Raw genomic sequence first — 23,504 nt, 5'->3', positions numbered from 1 at the left:
TGGGAGTAAGTATTTAAACTACTGCAATACAGTCAATTTCGACAAGAACATTTTTAGGTAATCGAGAGACTTCTACACAAGCGCGGGCAGGTGCAGTCGCTTCGTCGAAATATTGGGCGTATATAGAATTAACAACGGCAAAATCATCCATATTTGCCAGAAAAACTGAAGTTTTAACAACATTTGCAAAACTAACGCCTCCTGCGGTCAAAATTGCTTGCAGGTTTGCCATAACTTGCTCTGTTTGTTTAGCAACATCACCCTCACCGACAATACTTCCCGTTTCCGGATCTAAAGCAATTTGTCCAGCCACAAAAATCATCTTTCCCGAAGTCGCGATCGCCTGATTATAGGGTCCAACCGGGGCAGGTGCGTTCTCTGTACGGATAACTTCTTTATTCATAGTTATATAAATCACAGGTAAGTGGCAAACTACAGGTAAGTGGGACTAGGAAAGCCCAAATCCTAACCTAGGACGTATCCCATAATGCTGATACCGCCAGTAATCCCGCAAAATTCTATCATGGTCGAAACATAAATTTTGGGGAACACGCCAAGATTCAAAAATCCCTAAATTTTTAGCATCATCTCCTGCTTGAGGTTCACCCGTTGCCGTTGCTAAAAAAACAATGCTGAGAGTGTGTTGGCGTGGGTCACGATTAGGGTCAGAATACACCAAAAATTGCTCTACTAACTCAATCTCCAAACCCGTCTCTTCCCTAGCTTCACGCTTGGCAGCAACTTCCACCATTTCTCCATAGTCCACAAAACCCCCAGGAATTGCCCAACCCAGAGGAGAATTATGCCGTTCAATTAATACTATAGGTCGATGAGGGCGATCAATTAATTCGATGATGATATCAACAGTTGGTGCTGGATTACGATAATTGCTAGTCATGGGTTATTAACTATTAGTCATTGGTAATTAGTCAAGAGTTTGTCTGTAAATCTTTTTATATCTTGACTAAACAACAATAACAAATGACAAATAACAAATAACCATGAATCCCAATTACTCTTCCATGCTAAATTCGATGGGATATCTATATTTTATAGTTCAGGATATTTATGCCTTTTCCCCGTTCTAGCGGAATTTTGCTACATCCTACTTCATTTCCTAGCCGCTTCGGTATTGGAGATTTAGGGCTAGAAGCTTATAAATTTATTGATTTTCTCCAAGAAAGTTCTCAACAATATTGGCAAGTTTTGCCCCTAGGTCCTACGGGGTTTGGGAATTCTCCCTATATGTCCTACTCTGCCAAGGCAGGAAATCCTTTCTTAATCAGTCCTGAAAAACTTTTGGACGAAGGTTTGCTCCAGGAAAGCGATTTTTCTCAATTACCAGATTTTCCTGGGAATCAAGTTAATTATGAGCCGGCGATCGCCCTCAAAAATCAACTCTTACAAACAGCTTGCAAAAACTTTAAAGAAAAAGCCACCCCCATTCAACAAAAAGAATTTGCCGGATTTTGTGAAAGTAAAGCCTACTGGCTAGAAGATTATGCTTTATTTATGGCATTAAAAGACGCTCATCAGGGGGCTAGTTGGCATACCTGGGAAGCGGCGATCGCCAAGCGCCAAGCAGAAGCTTTAGAGCCTATCAAACGTCAATTATCCGGAGAGATTTTTTATTATAAATTTACTCAATACCTATTCTTTCGCCAATGGTCAGAAATTAAGAACTATGCCAATATGCGAGGGATTGAAATTATTGGTGATATCCCTATTTATGTTGCCCATGATAGTGCTGATGTCTGGGCGCATCCAGAAATATTTTGCCTTGATGAGGAAACCGGAGAAGCAGCATTAATGGCTGGTGTACCACCAGATTACTTTAGTGCTACAGGACAATTGTGGGGTAATCCTGTTTATAAATGGGAAGAATTACAGAATCAAGACTTCAAATGGTGGGTACAACGTTTTGAAGCCATGTTGGATTATGTCGATATTATTCGTATCGACCATTTCCGAGGATTCGAGGCTTTTTGGGCTGTTCCCCAGGGGGAAGAAACTGCCATGAATGGAGAGTGGGTAAAAGCTTTGGGAGATGAGTTGTTTGAAACTATTCGCGAAAAATTAGGTAAATTACCCGTCCTCGCCGAAGATTTAGGAATTATTACTCCAGAAGTGGAAGAAATTAGGGATAAATTTGAATTCCCCGGAATGAAAGTTCTGCACTTTGCTTTTGGTTCTGACCCTGCTAATCCCTTTTTACCTTTTAATATGCCTAGAAATTGTGTTGTGTATACAGGTACTCATGATAATGACACAACAGTTGGTTGGTTCCAAACAGCAAATGAGTGGGAAAAGCGTAATTTATGGCTTTACCTGGGAGATTTTAGCCGTGATGGAATTCACTGGGATATGATTCGTTTAGCTCTAGCTTCCGTGGCAAATCAAGCCATTATTCCCCTACAGGATATTTTAGGATTAGGGACAGAAGCGCGCATGAATTATCCCAGTACGGCTGAGGGCAACTGGGAATGGCGTTATCAAACAAATAATTTGACGGAAGAATTAAGTATGAAACTCAAGGCTTTGACAACCTTATTCGGACGCGCACCTGTACCTAAGGAATAAATATAAACTCAAAACCCGAAAGATATCTTTGGGATTTGGAATTGTACTTATCCCGCATTTCTCACAAAACGGTAAGGGTGGGTTTACAAATATACTTTAATGATTTACGAATATCTCATAAACCCGCCCCTACAGCCTCTAGACTTGGTTTTCATCAAGAGGAGTGAGAAATTGAAGTTATGATCTACTTGCAGCGATGGTGACTTCTTTCGCAGTTCCAGGTTCACCCATCTGTTTAGCTTGCTCTTTATTCACACTGACTAAGACACTACCAGCATCTCTAGCTTTGACGGTGAGCTGTTCATGAGCTTGCCAAATGCGGTGAGTTCCTTGGGGAAGTTCGCCTTCGTATTGAGTTCTACCATCAACTACGACACGAATCCAGGATTTCTCCTTGATGGTGACACCTATTTCTAGTTGGCTCCCATTATCCGTATCTAGGGTATTACTGGCATTTTGTAGCTGTGGTTTTTGGCTATTATTAATGACTTGGATAAGGTTTTCTGATTGCGACTCCTGTTGACGCTTATTGACTTGTATACCTCCAACCGCCAGTAGTTGGGATAAACCATTTACTGAGCAAAATATGACTACTACGTATAGTAGGTAGAGATGCACGGGACGTAATTCGCTTAAAGGAGTGTTTGCCCAAATTGGTTTCATGCTAATTCGCTGTGAACCAATGGGAAATTTACTGGCAAATTCTGCACCGTTATAGCCAAGGGCATCAGCATATTGGCGAATTAAACCTTGGGTATAAATAGGTTCTGGTAACTCTTGTAAATTGCCTGTCTCTATTGCTTGCAATAATCGTCGAGGAACTCGTGTCATCATCACCGCTTCTTCTAGGGTGAGTCCATGAGCTTTACGGGAGTTGCCAAGTAGTTCACCCAGTTCTGCCAATTTCTCGGCTCTTTGTTGTTCTAATGAAGGGTTTGACGGTTGTGTGTCTTTCCTTCTTAGCCACTTCATCTTCTATTACACTCCTTAAAACCCAGCTGAATCGTTAATAGGAATTTGCTTTATTGATTGTTGTAAACAGATAATTTCATGCTCATCTAAATAGCGATATTTCCCTGGAGGTAAATATGCTTTTGGGGATGTTTGTAATGAAATTGACCCGATTTTGGTTCGATGTAATTTAGCTACTGGATAGCCTAGTTGTTGAGCTACTTTGCGAATTTGTCTGTTTCTACCCTCCTGTAAGATAATTTCTAGGCAAGTTTGTTCTGCCAGCTGATGAATGATTTGTATTTTGGCTGGTCTTGTTTTTCTACCCTCTAGTAATACTCCTGCACGCCATGTTTGGAGTACGGATTCAGGAGGATGTCCTTTAACCCAAACTTGATAGGTTTTAGGGATATTGTGACGCGGGTGGGTAAGATTAAAGGTCAGGTCGCCATCATTGGTGAGGAGAATTGCACCTGTGGAGTTTGTATCCAAACGACCAACTGGGTGAATTCCTTGACCAGTGCGTAATTCTGGGGGTAATAAATCTAAAACAGTCTGCCTACCCTGGGGATCTTCACAGGTGGAAACTACCCCTGCTGGTTTATTCAGTAACAGGTATACTAATGCCGGACGTGGCTGTGCTGAAATCAGCTGACCATCAACCGTAATTCTATCTTTTTGAGGGTTTACTTTCTGTCCTATTTGTGCCAATACTCCATTAATTCGCACCCGCGATCGCCGAATCATTTCTTCAGCTTCTCGGCGGGAGGCGATGCCCCATTGAGATAAAACTTTTTGTAACCTTTCCTCCATGTGGAAACTACGTGTTCTCTAGATAACAATACAATACATGATGCAGTGAACTTGTGAATAAATATAATCCTTTCGTGTCATCTTGAATAGATACAGACGCTACAGTTGAAAGTCATTTCAGCAATTTTTGGTCGAAAAGTAAAAATTTTGATGGTGCTCAAGTTTATGGTAGAAAATAATTCACAAACGTCAAGTGGTAAGAATATTCGTGTAGTAACAAATATACTCACAAAAGCACTGAAATTGTGGCTGAAATCCCAGGTTAGTGAAATCTCTCAGCTGGATATTCATATCCAAACTAGCGATCGTCAACTACTTACGGGCAATGTTCCTTTGGTATCTATTGGCGCCAACTATGCGGTTTATCAAGGTTTACACCTGACAAAGGTACAACTTGTAGCCGAAAATATCCGCATCAATATTGGCTCGATACTTAAAGGCAAGGCAATAAAACTGTTAGAAATAGTACCAGTAGTTGGAGAATTAAGTATGGAAGAAGTAGACCTGAATACTTCTATTTCCTCGGATTTGCTATCGACAGCATTAAATGATGTCCTGGATAAACTTTTACCAGAAGATAGCCTAAAATCCAAGCCAACTAAATGTCAAAAAATAGTCCTTGACAATAGTCAGCTTATACTCTTTTGTGTTTCTGGTACAGAAGGTCAAGAATCTACATTTTCCGAAATCCGCCTAAATGTGGAGATGATAAGCGGTCAAGAACTGCACATATCACAAATAGAGGTGCAATACAATAATGGTCAGATGTTTAAAAACGAACAAGGAATGACTTTTTATTTAGGTACAGATGTGGATATTCAAGAGCTAAAGCTGATCCCAGGGAAATTAGTTTGTCGTGGAAGAATTAATGTTAACCCTTAGTCATGAGAAATTGTAAATCAAAACAATATTTAATTTTATTTTTATAATATTTAATTTTATTCGTGATTTTTGAGGTTGCAACTGTCAATGGATGAATACACACAAAATGGGCAATTTGTACAGTGGCTAAAGACCTTGAGGGGTGGGTAAAATTTGAAAAATCTGACCTTTTAGCCTGTTTCAATTTCCCAGGAGTGGCAGTATTAAAGTCACAAAGTAATAAACTAAGGGAGCGGTAAAAATATAGCTATCAGTACGGTCAAGAATCCCACCATGTCCAGGGATTAAATCTCCGGAGTCTTTGACACCTGCGTCGCGTTTGAGCATTGATTCTGTGAGATCACCCAGGAGACTGGCAATACCAATCAACAAACCTAGGGCTATACCAGTAAAAGCAGATTGCGACCAACTTAAATAGTATGCACCGACAAGGGCTACAGAGACGCTACCAAGTAAACCAAATACTGCTCCTTCCACTGTTTTTTTCGGGCTAATTTCTGAAAGAGGAGTTTTACCAAAGAACTTACCAAAGGTGTAAGCTCCAATATCAGCAGCCCAAATACAAAAAAATGTTAAAACCGTGGCTGTTAAACCTGCTGGTAAAGATTGAATATGCTCTCTGGTGAAGATGTCTGTCCAATTGGGAGGGATATATCCTCCGAGAGGTATGTAATTGAAGTTATGGCTGGCGATCGCCCGCAAACGTACCCAGTAACTAGGGAGATAAGCTGTATAAAAAAGACCGAGAATCGAGGCGGAGATATCCGCGATGGTTGCCATTTTCGGCTGAAATAGTAAGTAAAAACAAATGAAAGTACCCGCAACTGGCATGACTGCATCGGCTAAGTTACCATCAAGGGTGCAAATAGCTAATAAAATCTGACTTACTACCAAAGTAGTCTTTGCCGCAGGTGCTATGCCTTTCGCCTTCACAAGATTAAAAAATTCTTGTTGTCCCAGAAAAATAATTACTGCGAACACTAGGGTAAAATACCACCCACCTAAAAGGGTAGCTGTGAGAGCAATCGCGATCGCCACAATTCCACTGAAAATTCGAGACCAAGGCATAGCATTCTTTCAAATTGTGGATTAATGATTTTGTGGGAAGTTCTGTGGTTTCCCACCTCAAGTTAACTTTCCCAGAGAAATTTCAGATTTAATCCTGCATTGCATAATCGGTTTAGTCTAATTTTTCTCCACTGAGAATAAATATAGGGTCTACTGCCGCAAAAGTTTGAGAAAAACCGCGTGTTTCGAGACGATTAATCGCAGACTGGACAACTTCGATATTTCTGGCTTGCAGCTGGGCAAAGCTTTGGGAAATAGTATACAGACTTTCTAGATTACCAGCTGTAGCGACTACTCGACCGGTTAATGGTAAATATTGCCATACAGTTTTTATGATTTCGTGAATAGCACGTCCACCCTCAATACAGACACGTTGGGGTTGCTCTGGGAGTTCATGAAGACAATCAGGGGCAATTCCTTCAATTACCTCAACATTTTTGACTGCAAAGCGATCGCAGTTACGACGAATTAGACTCGCTACTTCCTCATCGCGTTCTATGGCAATAATTTTTCCCTGGGGACATAATAAACCTGCTTCTACAGGAATAGTTCCTGTTCCCGCACCAATATCCCAAAGCACGGTATCCGATTGTAGTCGCAATTGGGAAATCAATAACAGGCGAATTTCTCGCTGACTCATGGGTATTCCTGGCAAATGCTCGAATAGCTCATCAGGAATTCCAGGACTAGTATAGGGCCAAAGGGGGTTAGGCATGATTGTTAGGGGAAGGGGGAAAGGGGAAAGGTAAGGGGTGTTTTGTTGATTGTCTGTACTTCTGTCTTCTCTCACCCATTCCTAGTATTAACTAGTTATATTGAGAGCATTAATAACATCATTTGTCACGTAGCCTAGAGACTTCATCCTATGACGAGTCACATATTTGGTGATTGTCCAGAGAGCGATCGCTACGAAATCCAAAAATTATTAGGGAAAAAAGCTGGTAGAAGAACCTTTTTAGTGCGTGATGTAGTTAAACAGGAATTGGTAATTATCAAGCTGCTATCTTTTCATGATGACTTTGTATGGGATGATTTGAAATTATTTGAACGGGAAGCGGAAACTTTAAAGTCCTTATCCCATCCAGCGATTCCCCGTTATCTTGACTATTTTGAGGTGAACTCCAGCCAATACAAAGGATTTGCCCTAGTACAGACTTATATTCCTGCCATCACTCTCGCAGAACATCTCCAACAAGGACGTAGTTTTACTGAATCTGATGTTAAAGATATTGCCCAGCAAATTTTAGAAATTCTTGTCTATTTGCATGGACAAAGCCCTCCGGTGATTCATCGGGATATAAAACCGAGTAATATTTTGTTGGGCGATCGCTCCGGGAATCGGGTTGGTAAAGTGTATTTGGTGGATTTTGGCTCTGTGCAAACCGTCGCAGCTCAGGAAGGAGCAACAATGACGGTAGTCGGAACCTATGGTTATATGCCACCAGAACAATTCGGTGGACGCACAGTACCAGCATCTGACCTTTATAGTTTAGGAGCAACTCTAATTTATTTGGTGACGGGGGTTCAACCCGCAGATTTACCGCAAAAGGATTTAAAAATTCAATTTTCACAGGTTGTAAATATTACCCCCGCTTTGCAGATGTGGTTGCAAAAAATGACGGAACCCAGTTTAGAAAAGCGCTTTGCTGAAGGGAGTCAGGCAATAGTGGGGTTAAATAATTTACATACAATTGTCCCTACCCCTGAAACTATTGGTAAACCTCGCAATAGTCTGGTAGAACTGCAAAAACAAGATGATTACTTAGAAATATGTGTACCAGCTTTAGGATGGCATCCGGCAATCATTTTTATCGGTTTCTTTGCGATCGCCTGGAATTCATTTCTTGTTTACGTGACTTGGGACTTATTTAAAGTACCCTTTCTCATCAATTATCTTGCTATGCTGATACTTATACCCTTTTGGGGTGTGGGTTTGTACCTCATCTATGTATTCTTCTTTGCTCTATGGGGAAAAAAGCGTCTCCACCTTAACCGCCAAAAAATTATCTATACCCATGAATTATTTGGCTGGAAATACCATCCTGTACCTATTAGTGATACTCAAGATATCAGTCAAGTCATTACAGAACCCCGTAGTTATACCATCGACTCAGAAGGAGACAAAGTAGAAGTACCACCCCGATTGACTATTTGGGCAGGAGTCCGCAAGTATGAGTTAGGAGGTAGAGATGGTTTTGTACAATCAGAGCCAGAAATTACATGGTTAAGCAAAGAACTACGTGACTGGTTAGGGATATAAAATAAGGCAAGTAATATATGTGAAACTTGTTAAAAAGTAGATTATTTTATTTTTGAGATTCTAACCAGAATTACGCTCTGTTTCCCCACTTCCTCAACCCTTGATAATAGGTGAGGGTAAGCTAATTAGGGTGACAGTTTTATCTCCATTTCCACTAGCTAATATTTTGCCATCAGGGCTGAAAGCTAGACAATATATTGTACTATCACTGACTGTAATACTGCGAATTTCCTCTCCTGTATCCACTTGCCAGAATTTAATGGTTTTATCTCGACCACCACTAGCAATAATTTGACCATCAGGGCTAAAGGCAACCGCATTCACATCATCAGTATGTCCTGTAAGCGTACGAATTTCCCGACCATTTTCTGTATGCCAAAGTTTAATAGTTTTATCTTGACTACCACTAGCTAGAATCTTACTGTTAGGGCTGAAGGTGACAGAATTTATGGCTGCATAATTATCATGATGCCCTTTGAGGGTGAGAAATTTACTTTGATTTAAATGCCAAATTTTAATACTTCTATCTTTGTTACCTGCACCACTAGCTAAAACTTGATTATCAGGACTAAAGGCAATGCAGAGAATTTCATCTAGATGTCCTTGTAAAGTTAGAATTTCCCTTTGACTATCAACAGACCAAAGCTTGACACTTTTATCTTGACTACCACTAGCAAAACATTTACCATCAGGACTAAAGGCTACGGCATATATTTTATCAGGATGGGCAGTGAAAGCTTTGATTTCTTCACCTGTACTGACATTTAGTAGTTGAATAATTCTATCGTGGTTGCCACTGACTAAAATTTTACTATCGGGACTAAAAGCTACGGAATTCACACTTCCTGATAGGTTAAAAGTACGAGATTGCTGATTGTTTAAATTCCAAATTCTAATAGTTTTATCTTCACTTCCCGTGGCTAGAGTTTGCCCATCGGGGCTAAATGCTAGGGACAAAACTGGATCTGTGTGTCCGGTAAGGGTGCGAACAGTAGTAAATTCCGGCTTGTTCAGGGGTGTGGTGGCAGTATGGGTAGGAATTTTGGGCGTTTGGGGCGGTTGAGTTGGGTTAGGGGGAATTTCTGGTAATGGCTGTAATATCGTTTTTTGGGGCGACTTGAAGGGGGGTGGTGGAAGATTTGGAATCGGGTTGACTAGTGATTCTGGCTTTGCTTCTGGCTTGAGTTTTTGTAACTCTGTTTGTAGGAGGGCGATCGCATACTTAAACTCTTCTATTTGTTGCTGAGTACTAGTATTTAATTGCCGCAGGTACTCATCTAACTCCGATACACGTTGCCTCAAGGGTTCTAGCTGTTGCTGAGTCGTGGTGTTGAATTTTTCTGTTAATTGATCTAACTCCACCAAACGCTGTTTTAAGGGAGAAATTTGTTGTTGATTATTTTGGATTGCGGTGTTCAACTGCCCCAAATATTGACGGAACTGATCCAACTGCTGGGTATTAAAATTAGACTCTTGCAAAGAAGTTTCCAATTGTAACAAACGCTGTTTTAATGGCTCAACCTGCTGTGTCTGACTGCTCAATTGTTGGATGATGTCCTCTAATTGGGTTAATCGTTGCCACAGGGGTTCTATTGGTTGTGGTGCGCTAGTCGTCAGATTTTGAGCCGACGCTTCCAGCTCCACCAATCTCTTTTTTAGCGGTTCCACCTGCTCTGTAAATGCTTCCAACTGGTTTAATTTTTGCCACAGGGGTTGGGTTTTCTCAGGTTCTTCTGGGGTGGAACGATTATTAATCCCTGCTTCCAATTGTGATAAACGTTGTTGCAGAGATTCTAAAAGTCGAGTTGATGTTTCCAACTGGGTTAAACGTTGCCGTAGGGGTTCCATTTGTTGGGGTGTGGCACTATTCAACTGTTGAATCAACGCTTCTAACTGTGCCAAACGTTGCTGTAATGGTTCAATTTGTTTTTGGGCATTGAGATTTAATTGTTCTTGTGCGGAATCAATTTGTACCTGGGTTTTTTCAGTACCGACAATTTGTTGGTTGCGCTTAATTTCTGCAATTTGCTGCTGGGTACTTTCACTCAGCTTTTGTGTATAGGCATCAAAATTTGCCAATCGTTGGCGGAAGGGATCGATATACTGATCGAATTGCTCTAGTTGGGCAGTACTCAAGTGAGAACCATCTTCGGCGATCGCGCTTCCTTCTTGTCGTTGATTCAACTGCTTGAAGCGTTCCCGGTTGACAACGTTTAAACCTAATGCCAATGTCAAAGGTGCAGCAGCATAAGCCACCTGTTGAGTCATTGCAGCCGCTAAAGTACCCAATGCAGAAGCGTACAGGGAAATATATTCACTAATTTCTAGCCAGTGGAGTTTCGTCATAGGTTGACTGCTTATGCTTGCCGCTATTAAAGAAACAGCTAAATCACACCGTTTGCGGATAAGTTAATATCCCTATCTTTCAAAAGTTTTCCAATCTGTGCTGATAATTCCCCATTACCCACAACAGATAAATCAAGGTACTGTGTTAGCAAGCAGAATGGCAACTGGCAATGCACCCAAGAAGGTAGAAGTCAAAACATATCAAGTCCATCACTGCGAGCAGATTCACTCGGCAACTTCACCCCGCAACTTCTATTTTCCAAAACTTTGTTTGATTTAGCGAGAATCACTATACTCTCAGGATAGAGTAGACTCCATATAACTTATAGATGTCAATGCAAAAATGCCAAATGGTTTGTGGTAATAGGTAATAGGGAATCAGGAACAGACAAACCAGAAATATTTTTCCCCCTCTCCTTTCACCCTTAACCCTTCCATGCTCACCCAAACCCCCCATAGTGGCTACCACTGGGATGGTAGTCAACGCCGATTTTTTGAAGGTTGGTACTACCGTGTCACCTTACCCGCAGACAGAGAAACCTTTGCCTTCATGTACTCCATAGATGATCCCTGGGGGCAAAAACCCTACAGTGGAGGAGCGGTACAGATTCTCGGAGCCAATGAGGAATACCTCTGTCGCTCTTTCCCCAATGTGCAACAGTTCTGGGCAAAAAAGGATGAATTAGCTTTGGGACACTGGGGTAAAACGCAGTTGCAGACTCCAGCTACCTATCTAGAACCATCTACATTTGAATCAGTTGTGAAATCTGGCTACCAAGCAACAGCAAATCTCAATCAAGGGGTAATCCACAATCCCGGTACGGGGCAATACTGTCGTTGGTGCTATGATATTCAACCGATTTACGGTTGGGGAAATAAAGGCAGTTGGCAGCAATCGACAGCAGGTTGGCTATCTAGTCTGCAAATTTTTGAGCCAGGTTGGCAAATTCTCATGGCTCATGGTGTTGCCTCCGGTTGGATAGATTGGAATGGCAAGCTTTACGAGTTTGAGTATGCACCTGCCTACGCAGAGAAAAACTGGGGTGGCGCTTTTCCCGAAAAATGGTTTTGGATCAATTGTAATTCTTTTGAGAATGAACCGGATTTAGCCATCACAGCCGTTGCAGGTAAAAGAAAAGTTCTCTGGTGGATGGAATCTCCGGGAATGGTAGGGATTCACCATCAAGGAAAATTTTATGAGTTTGTTCCTTGGAATTCACGGGTGAAATGGGAAGTCACTCCTTGGGGCAAGTGGCAAATGCAGGCGACAAATGAACATTACACTGTAGACTTAATGGGCACTACGGATTTACCCGGAACCTGGGTGCGAGTTCCTACGGAGAAGGGCTTAGTTTTCTCCTGCCGCGACACGACCAAAGGTCTGTTATCTTTGCAACTGCGAGAATTCAGTGCAGGCAAAAGCCAAATTGTCCTGACCGCTCATAGTTCTTTGTGTGGATTAGAAATAGGCGGGAACTACTGGAAAAATACCTGGCAATCTGGCTAAAAATGATATCATGGTGGGTGATACCCTTGTGGGGCTGTAGCTCAGCTGGATAGAGCGAGCGCCTCCTAAGCGCTAGGTCGCCGGTTCGAATCTGGCCAGTCCCGTTGTCAAGAAATCATGAAATTTAGCGTCTAAGGACTGTGCATCTACAGAGTTAGAGGTTATTATTTCTGATTAAGTAATTTTTGTTAGTCCGAGAAATTATCTAGATTCTTGATTTTCTTCCCAACAATTGTCTTGACAGTCAAAGTGATAGAGCCTTGAGAAAGCGACTATTTAAAGGAATTTCCGCTCGTTTATTACCCCTAGCGTTGCCCTTGTCACTTTTCTGGGGTTATCAAGAAGTTAAAAGCCAACTAACTCAACCTCAGGCAATTTTAGTCTTGGGCGGCTCTACAACCCAGTTGGAGCGAGAAAAATTTACGGCAGATTTTGCCAAAAAGTACCCCCATTTACCGATTTGGATTACTGGTGGTAGTCCACCTCGAATTACCAGAAAGGTATTTATCAAAGCGGGTGTTGATTCCAAGCGCTTGCATTTGGATTACCGCGCTAATAATACGGTGGAAAATTTCACGACTCTGGTAGATGAGCTAGAAAAAAATGGTGTTAAAAGTGTATATTTGATTACTTCTGATTACCATATGCGCCGTGCCAGGGTAATTGGTGAAATTGTTTTAGGAAGTCGAGGAATTGATTTTCGTCCTGTGTCTGTCCCTTCTAGAAGTACTCCAGAACCGATTGAAAAGTCTATCCGTGATGGTGTGCGTTCAATTATTTGGGTCGTGAGTGGGTATGCGGTAAGAGAGGAGAGATAGACTTGCCATGGAGAATTCAGTTTCTTGATGATGGCAATCAGGCTACGCTACGGAATGAATACCTTACACTTTTCTGAGATGAACTTGTCGATTGACATCAATCACCAATCTCAGAACTTTTTTATTAGGTGTATCACAATTATCGTGTTATAATGTTATGCTTAATTTGAGAGATTTAATAAAATTAAGAGAATCTGGAGAGGTGGCAGAGCGGTTGAATGCGGCGCACTCGAAATGCGTTTTAGGGAAACCTAACGGGGGTTCGAATCCCCCCCTCTCCGTTTTATTTGGGTGATTAGTGGCTGCTTCTAGATAACAGACAAAATCAAATATTTTTTGCAAATTATCGTCCCATCATAGCATCTAGGCAGATTACCTTCTGAAATTTAGAAGTATTAATCCCCATTTGTGGATGTGTTTAATGCGTGTTTTTCATGTAACAACTATGTGAGTTTATTTATTGTGTTGCCGATTAGTAACAAGTTAAGGAAAAGCAGGAATTGTCAAGGGTAAAGGAAAAGGCGATAAGTCAAGGGTTTGAGGCTCTTTTCGTATTGTCTTAACAACATCAAGGTTTTTGTTCTCTGGAGCAGCAAAAAATAAAACTGGATCGGTTGCTCGACCCTTGTTATAAGCATGATTAAAATGGTAAAGCCCACGAAAAATCATCTCTAAAGAAATGCGTTCAAACGGGAGGGCTATTTCATCAGCAACAGCATCTGCAAGGTCGATTAAAACTGCATAAAATAACCAAGTTGCCCAAACTTGAAGCTTGACACCATTGACAGAACCTGTCCAGAGATAACTTAACCCCAGCAAGCGTTTGGCAGTATTAAATGCCTCTTCGATTCTCCATCGTTTCGCATAAAGATCGGCAACGACATAAGGTGGAAGAATTTGAGGATCTAAAACTGAAGTAACATAGGCATACCAAGTCTTGCCTTGCTTGACTTCAATGAGACGTAAACGTAATATTTTTTGGTGTTTATCCTCTGTGTTGAAGGAAATTATCCGGTCTCGAAGTGTGTAGTCGTAGCTGAAAATTCGCTCAACATCAAATACTGCATTTGATTTGATGCGAGTAATAAAATCAACCTGTTTGGCAATCAAGCGCAAGAAAAAACCAAAATCATAAAAGCCACGGTCGAGAACTAGCAAGGTTTTAGCACTAGCAATATTAATTAAATCATCGAGAAAATTAGTATCATGTGCTAAGGGATTAGTATGAAACCAAACTTGTACGGGTAATCGTGTTAACAAATCAATCACTGTACATATTTTGCCGGCTAACTTACCTTGTGGAACATCTTTTAAACTATCTAATTTACGAAATAAAGCTTCGAGTGTTGACCCGTCCGCAATCCATATATTCACAAAATGCTTCTTGGCATATTTGACTGCTGCTGGTAGGGTTCGTTTTTCGCGAAGAAGCCAACGCGATTTCAACAATGGTAACAAATCGTGAAACACTCGTTCAAATAGTTCTGCTGGAAAACTGAGAAACCTCTGTGACAACCCCTGCTGTGATACTTTAACAGCTTTACCCCATAACAATTCCTCCTGCTCCAACATTCGAGTTAGTTCATGTACTGATGCTACTTGCCGCCAAATCACAGTTAACATCGCTGCAACCATTAATGACAGATTAAGTATACGGTCGCGTAATCCAAGGCTTCGATAATAGGCACTTTGAGCGTATATTGCTGGACTCAGCAAATTTTTTAAGTGTTCGCTTATTGCTTCATTATCCGCAAGTGGGGTGTTTCGACGACGAACATGGTCAGGGTTTCTCGGTTTTTTGGTTGGCATGATTTTGAACCAAAAGATGCACTATTACTAGTTTCTCAGCTTTTTGAGTCCCTCTATACTGCTCTTGACAAAACCTCAAAAACCTTAACTTGTCACGAATCGTGTTGCCTTGCACGGGTGATAATAGAGTCAGCGATCGCCCTTGGTAATTTTCCTGTTGCTATCGCTTGTACTATATAAAAATATGATTCATCTCACCCAGTCTTTTCCCATATTTTCTCAGAATTTAACTACTGACTTCTCCTATTTAAGCGTCACACCGAATACATCTTTATCCGATGTTGTGGATTTTATCAGCCAGCAGAAATCATCATGCTGTGTATTAGTTATAGAAAATGTTACGGAAAATGGTCTTCCAATATTACCGACTGATGTCGATGAGAGACAATTATTGGGCTATTTGACAGAACACGAGATTATCAAATTATTGAAGTCTGGTATTAGCTTCCCATCTGTCAAGATTTCTCAAGTAATGAATAGGGACATGGGCAACCTTCAGCAGCTATTAGCATCAGCTTTCGCTCAACAACGGTGCGCTCTCCTGGAATCAATGGTTGCGGATGTCAATGATGCCATATCTAGAGATATTATGGCAAGGCAAAAGGTAGAAGCAGAACTTGCCTTAGCGAATGAGCAATTAAAAGCTGTGATTGATGCGATTCCTGGTTGTGTTTCTTGGATAAGTGCAGAAGGGTATTATCTGGGTGTAAATCAACACTTAGCAAAAAATTTTCAACTTTCACCGGGGGATTTTATTGGCAAAGAAATCGGATTCATGCCGGGATATCATCAGCTTAAAGACTTATTCCAGGACTTTATTGCTAGTAATGACACTCAAAAATCCCAAACTCTGAATATCCACTTACCAGACAGAGGAAGTTACTATGTCCTAGTGGTGATGCAAAAATATCAGCAGGGCAATGCGGTATTAGCTATAGGTATGGATATTAGCTCTCGCGTCAAGACGGAACTTGCTCTGATCGATGCTCAGAAAGCACTGCAACAGGCAAATAAAGATTTAGAATTACGAGTAGCAGAGCGCACCGAAGCGTTAGAAACAACGAATCAGCAACTATTACGGGAAATTAGCGATCGCCGTTATGCTGAAGCCCAATTACGACAATCAAAAAAAATCTTACAAATAGTTATAGACAATATCCCTCAATCTGTATTTTGGAAAGATACAAACTCTGTTTACCTCGGTTGTAATCTCAACTCGGCAAAAATTCTTGGTTTAAATTCAACAACGGATATTATTGGTAAAACAGATAACGATTTACCGTGGTTCGGAAACCAATGCCATCGCTATCAAGAATCAGATCGGAGAGTAATTAACACAAACCAACCGGAATATCATATTCTTGAACAGCTACAACAAGCCGATGGTGAACATATTTGGCTAGAAACAAATAAAATTCCTCTCCATGACAACACGGGCAATGTCATTGGTATCCTGGGTACTAGTGAAGATATCACAGAACGCATCACAGCACAAAAAGCTTTAGAAAGTAGTGAAGAACGTTTTCGCTTTTTGGCGGAGTCTATACCCCAGCAGGTTTGGATTACCAATAGCCAAGGAATAGTAGAATACGTAAATCAGCGTCTTGTGGATTATCTCAACTGTAGTCAAGAGGAAGTTCTCAAAGAAGGTTGGAAAAAATTTATTCATCCCGATGATTATCCAGCAGTTTTGCAATGTTGGAAAACTTCCCTAGAAACAGGTAATTTGTTTGAAATTGAGTATCGCTGGAGTCCGAAGAATTCATCTGGCGATCGCTGGTTCCTTAGTCGTGCTTTACCCCTAAGAGATCAAAACGGGAAAATTATCAATTGGTTTGGTACCAACACCGATTTACATAAGCATAAATTGTCTGAACAAGCTTTACGTAAAAGTGAAGAGCGCTTTCGCAACTTAGTTGAAAGTACCAGTGATTTAGTTTGGGAAATCGATGAATATGGCAACTACACTTATGTAAGTCCCCAAAGTCTAGAGATGTTAGGTTACACTCCTGAAGAGATGGTTGGTACAAGTGTAATAGACATCATCATTGGCTCAAATAAACAAAAAATCATCGCAGAGGTACAACAATATATCCAAAACCATCAACCCATCAAGGATTGGATTAAAAGAAAAGTCCATAAAAATGGACATATTATTTTCTGTGAAGCAAATGGTGTACCCTTTTTTGATACCGAAGGTAATTTTCGCGGATATCGAGGTATTTGTCGGGATGTTACAAAACGCAAAGAACTAGAAAGTGAACTTCAAGAAGCGCTCCAAAAAGAAAAAGAACTAAATGAATTAAAATCTCGCTTTGTCTCCATGACATCCCACGAATTTCGCACACCTTTGAGTACGATTCTCACTTCCGCAGAAATTCTCGAACACTATCGCCATCAATTATCAGAAGAGAGACAAGTTAATCATATTCATCGGATTCAGAATGCAGTCCAACGTATGACTAATATGTTAAGCGATATTCTCATTCTAGGCAAAGCTGAAGCAGAAAAATTAGAAAATCAGCCCGTTTTAATAGACTTGGTAAGCTATTGTTATAACTTAATTGAAGAACTACAACTAAGTGTTAAATATCAAGCGCTTTCTGTAAGTAATAATGCTAGAATTGAGTTTAATTGTTCTTACAAGTCTCTTATTGGTGAAGTTGATGACAAACTACTGGGTCAAATACTACAAAATTTACTAGTCAACGCCATTAAATATTCTTTGGAAGATGGCTTAGTAAATTTTAGTTTAGAAATTATTCAGGACACAGTTAATTTCACCATTCAAGATGCGGGAATTGGTATTCCCCACGCGGAGATACCTCATGTCTTCGCATCATTCTTTCGCGCTACGAATGTGGGTAATATTCAGGGAAGTGGTTTAGGGCTGGCAATTGTTCACAAATGCGTTGAACTGTTGCAGGGCAAAATATCTGTGATGAGCGAAATTGGTGTCGGTACTAAATTCACAATTACCTTACCATTCTCTGTCCAATCCTTTCAACAATAATTTATCATTTTCCAATACTTGCTTGAGAAATGATAACCTCCTCAATAATTTTCTCTGATTTATTATCATATTACGAAATATATAGTCATAATTCTAAATCTACACACACTTGTCTTCCCTAGCAAAACTAGCTCATGAAAATATTAATTATTGAAGATGAAGAACTATTTAGAGAAAATCTGGTCGAATTATTAACAGTAGAAAACTTTGATGTGATTACTGCTAATAATGGCAGAGTCGGCTTAGACTTGGCAATCAGGGAATTACCAAACTTGATTCTCTGCGATTTGATGATACCAGAGGTTGATGGGTATAGTGTCCTCAATCAAATTCGGGAAGAACCAATTACTACCACCATTCCTTTTATTTTTATCACTGCCAGAGCCACAAGGAATGATTTTCGCCAGGGAATGGATTTAGGGGCAGATGATTATCTCACAAAACCATTCACCAGAGCAGAACTACTGAGTGCTATTTATAGTCGTCTTCACAGACGAGATACTTTAGCCCAGCACCTTACCAGCAACTCAGATGAGAGAAAAGTCAAGGATATTTTCCACTAGCATAGAAATTAGTAGAGAATCTCCTTGACCTATAGGGTATGTTCATTAGTCATCAGGCTGACTTGAATTCTAGTATGCGCCGTCATTGTATGAGTTTACGTATATTCTCAGTATACGTATACGTTTTATTTACTTCAGACGCGAATCCACTTGTAACATTTTCCTGGATAACCTCAGAAATATGGTGAAGCGATCGCTACAAGTTTCAGCAGAAGGAATCAAAAAAGCCAAAGCTGCATTTAAAAATAAGGGTTGGACGCAAGAGTATCTAGCAAGTGAGGTGGGGTTAGAAACTCGTCAGCCTATCTGGAAATTTTTCACGGGTAAACCCATAGATCGCCATTTCTTCTATGAAATTTGCTTTGCCCTAGAAATCAACCCTGAAGAAATTATGGAAAATTCTGTATACCAGAATACAGAATCCCTAGATGAATTAGAAACAGAAGCTGATGCCATAGATAAGATTATTCAGAAAACACGTCAAAAATATTCAGAAAAAATCCAAGGTCAATGCGGAATTCTACATTTTCTGGATGTACCTAGACCAATCAAATTAAATGATATTTATGTTGATGTCAATATTCTGGAAGAAATCAATAGCCAACGTTGGGTAGAATTTAACGATTTACAAGCCTCTGGAGTCAATTATTTAGGAGATAATCAGACTTTCCATGGTTCTCCAGAACCAATACCCAGCCAATTGGTTATTGAAAAATATGCGAAATTAGTAGTTTTAGGAAAACCAGGCTCTGGTAAAACAACTTTTCTGCAATTTATTGCCCTTCACTGTATACAAGGATTTCTGTTAGCCCATTATCTCCCAATTTTTATTAGTTTAAAAAACTTTGCGGAGGATACAGAGCACGAAAAAATTAACCTATTGCATTATATTAATCACGAAGTATCAAAATATAATTCTCCCAGTGAAAATGATATTATCTGGGAAGAGGGTAGATATTTACTACTTCTTGATGGTTTAGATGAAGTTCCTCAATCTGAAATTGACCGAGTTATTAAAGATATTCGTTATCTATCAGATAATTTTTACAAAAATCGTATTATTATTACCAGTAGATTGGCTACTCTAAATTATAATTTTAGAGGTTTTACAGAGGTAGAAATTGCCAATTTTTCACCATCACAAATCTCTGCTTTTGCTGAAAAATGGTTTTTGGCTTGTACCAAAAATTCCCAGAAAGCAGCTAAAATGCAAACGGTTGATTTTATTCAAAAACTCAACTTACCCGAAAATCAGCAAATAAAAGAATTAGCGATTACACCAATTTTATTAAATTTAACTTGCTTAGTATTTCATTATTTAGGAGATTTTCCTAAGCAGCGATCGCAACTATATCATCAAGGTGTAGAATTACTACTTGTGCGTTGGGATGAGACAAGGGGTATTAAGCGTGACAACACCTATCGTCATCTTTCTTTAGCAAATAAATTAAAGCTACTCAGTTATCTTGCCCATAGCACTTTTCAAAAAAGTGAGTATTTTTTTACAATCAATAAACTTCAGCAACTGATTAGTAATTTTTTAGAGACTCGTCTGGCTATTACATCCCAGAATACCCATGAATTAGAGCTAGATACTTTTGCGATCGTCAAAGCGATAGAATCCCAACATGGTTTGTTATTAGAGCAAGCTAGAGGGATTTATACGTTTTCCCATTTAACTTTTCAAGAATATTTCACAGCACGGGAAATAGTTAATAGCCAAAATATCCAGACTGAGTTAGTTAGTCACCTCTGGGAAAAACGCTGGCGAGAAATATTCTTGCTTGCCGCAGAAATGCTCCCCTCCCTGAATGACTTACTGCGGCTTATGCAATTAGAAATTGCCCAAAAGATTCAATCTAATGAAAAATTACTCATCATCTTAAATTGGATTAGAGAAAAAGCATCATCGATATCAATTAAAAGCATATATCGTCAGGCAGCAATTAGGGCTTTTTACTTTAACCTTTGCCTTCCTCCAGACAATCGTCTATATCGTAATCAAAATTTAGCTCTATTATTAGATAATCGATTAGCAAATAATTTAGATGTAGATTTATCTCTAGATTTAGCTTCAATCCATGCTTTGGCTGTGGCGATGACTATTCAATCAGAGATATTTCATCAACGCTTATCGACACTACTTTTAACATTAGAATTAGATAAGCTCATACTAGATAATCCAGATTATTTAGCTGCTTTGCACAACTTAAAACATCAATTACCCAGCACCGATAAAAACAAATCTTCACTACAATTATGGTGGCAAAACCATGGTGAAGACTGGATCAATAAACTCAGAAATTTGATGATAGAGTATCGTCAAATTGGTTACAACTGGCATCTAGATTCCCGAGATTTAGAAGTGATTACGAGTTATTGGGAAAGTCAACAATTACTAATTAACTGTTGTGGAAATATATCTGATGACAGTGCATCTGATATTCTCAATCAGATACTTTTTACCGCCGAGAATAATTTCTGCTGATGACTTGGTGGGGATAATTTCGGAAGCTTAGAACCATCCTTCCTGTTCCAAAGTTTCAATTAGCTGTAAACCCCTAGGATCACCAACACCCAAAATTGCCGATTTTGCATCTTCCCTGACTCCTAAATCTTTATCCTCAGCAAAAGCTTGAATCAGGGCATCGATGGCTGTAGCATAAACGACATTGGAGGGTAATTCTTTACACAATTGCCCAATTGCCCAAGCACTATTACTGCGAACTGCTGCCACAGAATCTTGTACTAAGGCTTCAATTAACGGGGGAATGGCTCCAACTACAACATCGTAACCCACTCCAGCCATTTGAGCGAGGGCGCTAGCTGCCCATAATCTGACTGCGGGGATATCGGTTCTCAAGGCATCAGCAAGGGGGGCAAGACTTTGGCGATCGCGGCAGTTTCCCAACGCCCAAACTACACCTTTACGCACATAACCGTTCAAATCACGGCTGAGCTGCTCAATTAAAGGCTCTACAGCATCCAGACTGGGATTTCTGCCAATACCATAGGCGGCACTCACCCGTACTAAAGGGCAAGTGTCATTCAATAAACGAATTAAATGGGGGATGGCTCTTGCGTCTTCAATGTCGCAAAAAGCACGCGCCGCCAGCATTCTTTGCTGGGGTTCCGGGTGTTCCAACAATGGCAGCATCTCCTCTGGATCCACTTGTGGCAATTCTGACTCATCAGTCAGAGCTTCCATCTGATCCAAAGGGCTTGCGAGTTCCACCTCGACATCAAGTAAACTTAGGTCATCTTCATCATACATACATCAAAATTACCATTACCTCTTGTCAGATTCCAGACCCTGGGAAAAATTCTCTATTTTTTCGCCTTGCCCGGAAATCTCTAGCTATTCACTAACAAAAACTCGATTTTTGGTATCAATACATCGTTGACTACCCCAATACCACTAAAACCCCAGCGTTTTAAAATAGTGCTGACTTGTGAGTTAGGTAATGACTCCACAGCAAAACGATGGGCAAAATCCGCAGCGTGGGTATTTAAGTAACTCAGGGCATCAAAATCTTCTTTAAAGAGTAAGAGATAGCCAGAGGTAGCACCTTCAGGCAGGGCAGCTAAATACTTGCCGTCAGATTTGGAGCGCAGTAAATAGTAAATTTCTAGGGACATAAGCACAGATGGGAAGAGAATGCAAGCAAGAAGTCGAAAAATTAGTCCCAGACTTTTGCTGCGGAACTAATTTAAACTATCTAACTTAATCCGTGGGTCAGCCACTTTGAGCAATAAATCTGCAATTAAATTACCAATAATTAACAACACCGCACCCATCATTAAGCTTGCCATGGCTAAGGGTACGTCTTGATTATTTAAAGCTTGCAGAGTTAATCTACCTAAACCGGGCCAGTTGAAGAAGAATTCGGTGATAAACGCTCCACTGAGTAAACCTGCTAATTCAAAACCTAGGAGTGTAATTAAGGGGTTAATGGCGTTACGAAGGGCATGGACGTAGATAACGCGATTTTCGGGTAAACCTTTAGCCCGTGCGGTTTGAATGTAATCTTGGCGCAATACGTCTAATAATTCACCACGAGTGATACGTTGTAAGCCAGCAAAACTGGTGACACTCAGGGCAATAGTAGGTAGAACTAAATGCCAAGCCACGTCTAAAAATTTACCAAATCCCGTTAAGTCACTATGGTCAATACTAGTCATGCCACCCACAGGAAACAAGGGAGTGGTAATTTGGGCAAAAAATAGCAGGAAGAGGGCAGTTATAAAGCTGGGGAAACCTTGCCCGATATAACTGATAACTAATAAAAATTTACCAATAAATTGATTTTGTCGGACTGCGGCAATGATACCTAGGGGAATGGCGATCGCCCAAGTCGCAACCAGAGATGTTACTGCCATCAGGAGTGTGGCAGGTACTCTTTCCCATAACAAAGAGGCAACGGAACGGTTATAGGAAAAACTGGTACCGAAATCCCCCTTAGTCAGAATATTAATAATCCACAATATATACTGTTCTAACCAGGATTTATCTAAACCAAACTGCCGACGCAACTCATCAATTCTTTCCTTAGAAATTCGCGGATTTGCCTCCAAGGAACTCACATAATCCCCCGGAGCTAGCTGCATAATGAAAAAAGATAAGGCTGATGCCAATAACAAAGTTAACAGTGCTTGTAATACTCGCTTTGTTACATATAAAAACGTTTCACTAGTAAAAAATTGGTACAACCAATTGAGGCTACTCTCTAAAGAAACTCTAGTAGATGTCATCTGTCTGTTTTTTAGATAATGGGGAATAGGGAATGGGTAATAGGTAATGCTTGCCGTGAGCGACTTGTATCGAGGTAAGCTGAAGGGAGAATGGGTAATAGGGAACAGGATATCAAAAACAGCCTTTCCCTTTCCCCTTCTA

Annotated in this window: 18 protein-coding genes, 2 tRNA genes and 1 pseudogene; 10 read left to right on the top strand and 11 right to left on the bottom strand. The window is 40.3% G+C overall.

All coding sequences use genetic code 11. The features are described from left to right. Window positions 1-13: 13 nt before the first annotated feature. Both IJ00_RS12165 and IJ00_RS12160 read right to left on the bottom strand, forming a co-directional pair. On the bottom strand, window positions 14-403 hold the full coding sequence (locus IJ00_RS12165) for a RidA family protein (protein WP_035153411.1): 390 nt from the start codon (window positions 401-403) through the stop codon (window positions 14-16). 45 nt (window positions 404-448) lie between these two features. Continuing rightward, window positions 449-898 carry an NUDIX hydrolase gene (locus IJ00_RS12160; RefSeq protein ID WP_035153408.1) on the bottom strand — a complete coding sequence of 150 codons (450 nt, stop codon included), beginning with the start codon at window positions 896-898 and terminating at the stop codon, window positions 449-451. Between the two features lie 170 nt (window positions 899-1,068). On the opposite strand from IJ00_RS12160, the gene malQ reads away from it, so the two are divergent. Further along, the gene (malQ, locus tag IJ00_RS12155) at window positions 1,069-2,580 is read left to right on the top strand and encodes a 4-alpha-glucanotransferase (RefSeq protein WP_035153405.1); all 1,512 of its coding nucleotides are present in this window, start codon (window positions 1,069-1,071) and stop codon (window positions 2,578-2,580) included. A gap of 177 nt (window positions 2,581-2,757) precedes the next feature. On the opposite strand, the gene IJ00_RS12150 is transcribed toward malQ, so the two are convergent. Together IJ00_RS12150 and IJ00_RS12145 are read right to left on the bottom strand one after the other, a co-directional pair. Continuing rightward, window positions 2,758-3,552, bottom strand: coding sequence for a RodZ domain-containing protein (locus IJ00_RS12150; protein WP_035153403.1), 795 nt, complete (start codon window positions 3,550-3,552; stop codon window positions 2,758-2,760). Window positions 3,553-3,567: 15 nt separating this feature from the next. Beyond that, on the bottom strand, window positions 3,568-4,344 hold the full coding sequence (locus IJ00_RS12145; protein ID WP_035153395.1) for a pseudouridine synthase: 777 nt from the start codon (window positions 4,342-4,344) through the stop codon (window positions 3,568-3,570). Window positions 4,345-4,509: 165 nt separating this feature from the next. On the opposite strand from IJ00_RS12145, the gene IJ00_RS12140 reads away from it, so the two are divergent. Beyond that, window positions 4,510-5,226, top strand: coding sequence for a DUF2993 domain-containing protein (locus tag IJ00_RS12140; RefSeq protein WP_035158945.1), 717 nt, complete (start codon window positions 4,510-4,512; stop codon window positions 5,224-5,226). Between the two features lie 180 nt (window positions 5,227-5,406). Here the strand turns inward: IJ00_RS12140 and IJ00_RS12130 are convergent, their stop codons facing one another. Further along, a complete protein-coding gene (locus IJ00_RS12130; protein ID WP_035153393.1) occupies window positions 5,407-6,294 on the bottom strand; it encodes a phosphatidate cytidylyltransferase in 888 nt (295 codons plus the stop codon). Between the two features lie 112 nt (window positions 6,295-6,406). Then, window positions 6,407-7,009, bottom strand: coding sequence for a precorrin-6Y C5,15-methyltransferase subunit CbiT (gene cbiT / locus IJ00_RS12125; RefSeq protein WP_035158944.1), 603 nt, complete (start codon window positions 7,007-7,009; stop codon window positions 6,407-6,409). A gap of 150 nt (window positions 7,010-7,159) precedes the next feature. Here cbiT and IJ00_RS12120 point away from each other — a divergent pair, with 150 nt between their 5' ends. Then, a complete protein-coding gene (locus tag IJ00_RS12120) occupies window positions 7,160-8,554 on the top strand; it encodes a serine/threonine-protein kinase (RefSeq protein WP_035153391.1) in 1,395 nt (464 codons plus the stop codon). A gap of 93 nt (window positions 8,555-8,647) precedes the next feature. Here IJ00_RS12120 and IJ00_RS12115 read toward each other — a convergent pair whose 3' ends face one another. Next, window positions 8,648-10,900, bottom strand: coding sequence for a WD40 repeat domain-containing protein (locus IJ00_RS12115; protein ID WP_035153389.1), 2,253 nt, complete (start codon window positions 10,898-10,900; stop codon window positions 8,648-8,650). A 436-nt stretch (window positions 10,901-11,336) separates the two neighbouring features. Here IJ00_RS12115 and IJ00_RS12110 point away from each other — a divergent pair, with 436 nt between their 5' ends. The 4 genes from IJ00_RS12110 to IJ00_RS12095 all read left to right on the top strand — a co-directional run bounded on the left by IJ00_RS12110 (window position 11,337) and on the right by IJ00_RS12095 (window position 13,506). Then, window positions 11,337-12,407, top strand: a complete 1,071-nt coding sequence (locus tag IJ00_RS12110) for a tocopherol cyclase family protein (RefSeq protein WP_035153386.1) — start codon at window positions 11,337-11,339, stop codon at window positions 12,405-12,407. Window positions 12,408-12,437: 30 nt separating this feature from the next. Continuing rightward, a tRNA-Arg gene (locus IJ00_RS12105) sits at window positions 12,438-12,511 on the top strand. Window positions 12,512-12,667: 156 nt separating this feature from the next. Then, complete coding sequence (locus IJ00_RS12100; RefSeq protein ID WP_082127317.1) at window positions 12,668-13,225, top strand: YdcF family protein; 558 nt, start codon at window positions 12,668-12,670, stop codon at window positions 13,223-13,225. Between the two features lie 196 nt (window positions 13,226-13,421). Then, window positions 13,422-13,506, top strand: a tRNA-Ser gene (locus tag IJ00_RS12095). A gap of 202 nt (window positions 13,507-13,708) precedes the next feature. Here IJ00_RS12095 and IJ00_RS12090 read toward each other — a convergent pair. Continuing rightward, window positions 13,709-15,034 (bottom strand): IS4 family transposase, encoded by a 1,326-nt coding sequence (locus IJ00_RS12090; RefSeq protein ID WP_035152048.1) that lies wholly within the window; start codon window positions 15,032-15,034, stop codon window positions 13,709-13,711. A gap of 184 nt (window positions 15,035-15,218) precedes the next feature. Here IJ00_RS12090 and IJ00_RS27120 point away from each other — a divergent pair, with 184 nt between their 5' ends. From IJ00_RS27120 to IJ00_RS12075, 3 genes and pseudogenes are all read left to right on the top strand, one after another. Continuing rightward, entirely contained in the window at window positions 15,219-18,047 is a 2,829-nt protein-coding gene (locus IJ00_RS27120) for a PAS domain S-box protein (RefSeq protein ID WP_052754450.1), read from the top strand. A gap of 134 nt (window positions 18,048-18,181) precedes the next feature. After that, window positions 18,182-18,589: pseudogene (locus tag IJ00_RS12080) on the top strand (response regulator transcription factor); the annotation flags it as partial. Window positions 18,590-18,791: 202 nt separating this feature from the next. Then, window positions 18,792-21,098, top strand: coding sequence for an NACHT domain-containing NTPase (locus tag IJ00_RS12075; RefSeq protein WP_035153383.1), 2,307 nt, complete (start codon window positions 18,792-18,794; stop codon window positions 21,096-21,098). A gap of 27 nt (window positions 21,099-21,125) precedes the next feature. On the opposite strand, the gene IJ00_RS12070 is transcribed toward IJ00_RS12075, so the two are convergent. The 3 genes from IJ00_RS12070 to IJ00_RS12060 form a co-directional block, all read right to left on the bottom strand. Then, a complete protein-coding gene (locus IJ00_RS12070) occupies window positions 21,126-21,884 on the bottom strand; it encodes a HEAT repeat domain-containing protein (RefSeq protein ID WP_035153381.1) in 759 nt (252 codons plus the stop codon). A gap of 80 nt (window positions 21,885-21,964) precedes the next feature. Continuing rightward, entirely contained in the window at window positions 21,965-22,249 is a 285-nt protein-coding gene (locus tag IJ00_RS12065; protein ID WP_035153379.1) for a hypothetical protein, read from the bottom strand. A 66-nt stretch (window positions 22,250-22,315) separates the two neighbouring features. Further along, window positions 22,316-23,362 (bottom strand): ABC transporter permease, encoded by a 1,047-nt coding sequence (locus tag IJ00_RS12060; RefSeq protein WP_035153377.1) that lies wholly within the window; start codon window positions 23,360-23,362, stop codon window positions 22,316-22,318. Between the last annotated feature and the right edge of the window lie 142 nt (window positions 23,363-23,504).

It is taken from the genome of Calothrix sp. 336/3 (assembly GCF_000734895.2).
GTDB lineage: Bacteria > Cyanobacteriota > Cyanobacteriia > Cyanobacteriales > Nostocaceae > 336-3.
The sequence above is the reverse complement of the archived record's forward strand: the minus strand, read 5'-3'. Positions and strand labels throughout refer to the sequence as shown.

What these genes read in the sequence shown, in the direction of transcription:
- IJ00_RS12160 (WP_035153408.1), bottom strand. Translation starts at nt 898, where the DNA reads ATGACTAGCAATTATCGTAATCCAGCACCAACTGTTGATATCATCATC.
- IJ00_RS12075 (WP_035153383.1), top strand. Translation starts at nt 18,792, where the DNA reads ATGGTGAAGCGATCGCTACAAGTTTCAGCAGAAGGAATCAAAAAAGCC.
- IJ00_RS12090 (WP_035152048.1), bottom strand. Translation starts at nt 15,034, where the DNA reads ATGCCAACCAAAAAACCGAGAAACCCTGACCATGTTCGTCGTCGAAAC.
- IJ00_RS12060 (WP_035153377.1), bottom strand. Translation starts at nt 23,362, where the DNA reads ATGACATCTACTAGAGTTTCTTTAGAGAGTAGCCTCAATTGGTTGTAC.
- IJ00_RS12070 (WP_035153381.1), bottom strand. Translation starts at nt 21,884, where the DNA reads ATGTATGATGAAGATGACCTAAGTTTACTTGATGTCGAGGTGGAACTC.
- IJ00_RS12120 (WP_035153391.1), top strand. Translation starts at nt 7,160, where the DNA reads ATGACGAGTCACATATTTGGTGATTGTCCAGAGAGCGATCGCTACGAA.
- IJ00_RS12130 (WP_035153393.1), bottom strand. Translation starts at nt 6,294, where the DNA reads ATGCCTTGGTCTCGAATTTTCAGTGGAATTGTGGCGATCGCGATTGCT.
- IJ00_RS12145 (WP_035153395.1), bottom strand. Translation starts at nt 4,344, where the DNA reads ATGGAGGAAAGGTTACAAAAAGTTTTATCTCAATGGGGCATCGCCTCC.
- IJ00_RS12110 (WP_035153386.1), top strand. Translation starts at nt 11,337, where the DNA reads ATGCTCACCCAAACCCCCCATAGTGGCTACCACTGGGATGGTAGTCAA.
- IJ00_RS12150 (WP_035153403.1), bottom strand. Translation starts at nt 3,552, where the DNA reads ATGAAGTGGCTAAGAAGGAAAGACACACAACCGTCAAACCCTTCATTA.
- IJ00_RS27120 (WP_052754450.1), top strand. Translation starts at nt 15,219, where the DNA reads ATGATTCATCTCACCCAGTCTTTTCCCATATTTTCTCAGAATTTAACT.
- malQ (WP_035153405.1), top strand. Translation starts at nt 1,069, where the DNA reads ATGCCTTTTCCCCGTTCTAGCGGAATTTTGCTACATCCTACTTCATTT.
- IJ00_RS12140 (WP_035158945.1), top strand. Translation starts at nt 4,510, where the DNA reads ATGGTAGAAAATAATTCACAAACGTCAAGTGGTAAGAATATTCGTGTA.
- IJ00_RS12165 (WP_035153411.1), bottom strand. Translation starts at nt 403, where the DNA reads ATGAATAAAGAAGTTATCCGTACAGAGAACGCACCTGCCCCGGTTGGA.
- cbiT (WP_035158944.1), bottom strand. Translation starts at nt 7,009, where the DNA reads ATGCCTAACCCCCTTTGGCCCTATACTAGTCCTGGAATTCCTGATGAG.
- IJ00_RS12115 (WP_035153389.1), bottom strand. Translation starts at nt 10,900, where the DNA reads ATGACGAAACTCCACTGGCTAGAAATTAGTGAATATATTTCCCTGTAC.
- IJ00_RS12065 (WP_035153379.1), bottom strand. Translation starts at nt 22,249, where the DNA reads ATGTCCCTAGAAATTTACTATTTACTGCGCTCCAAATCTGACGGCAAG.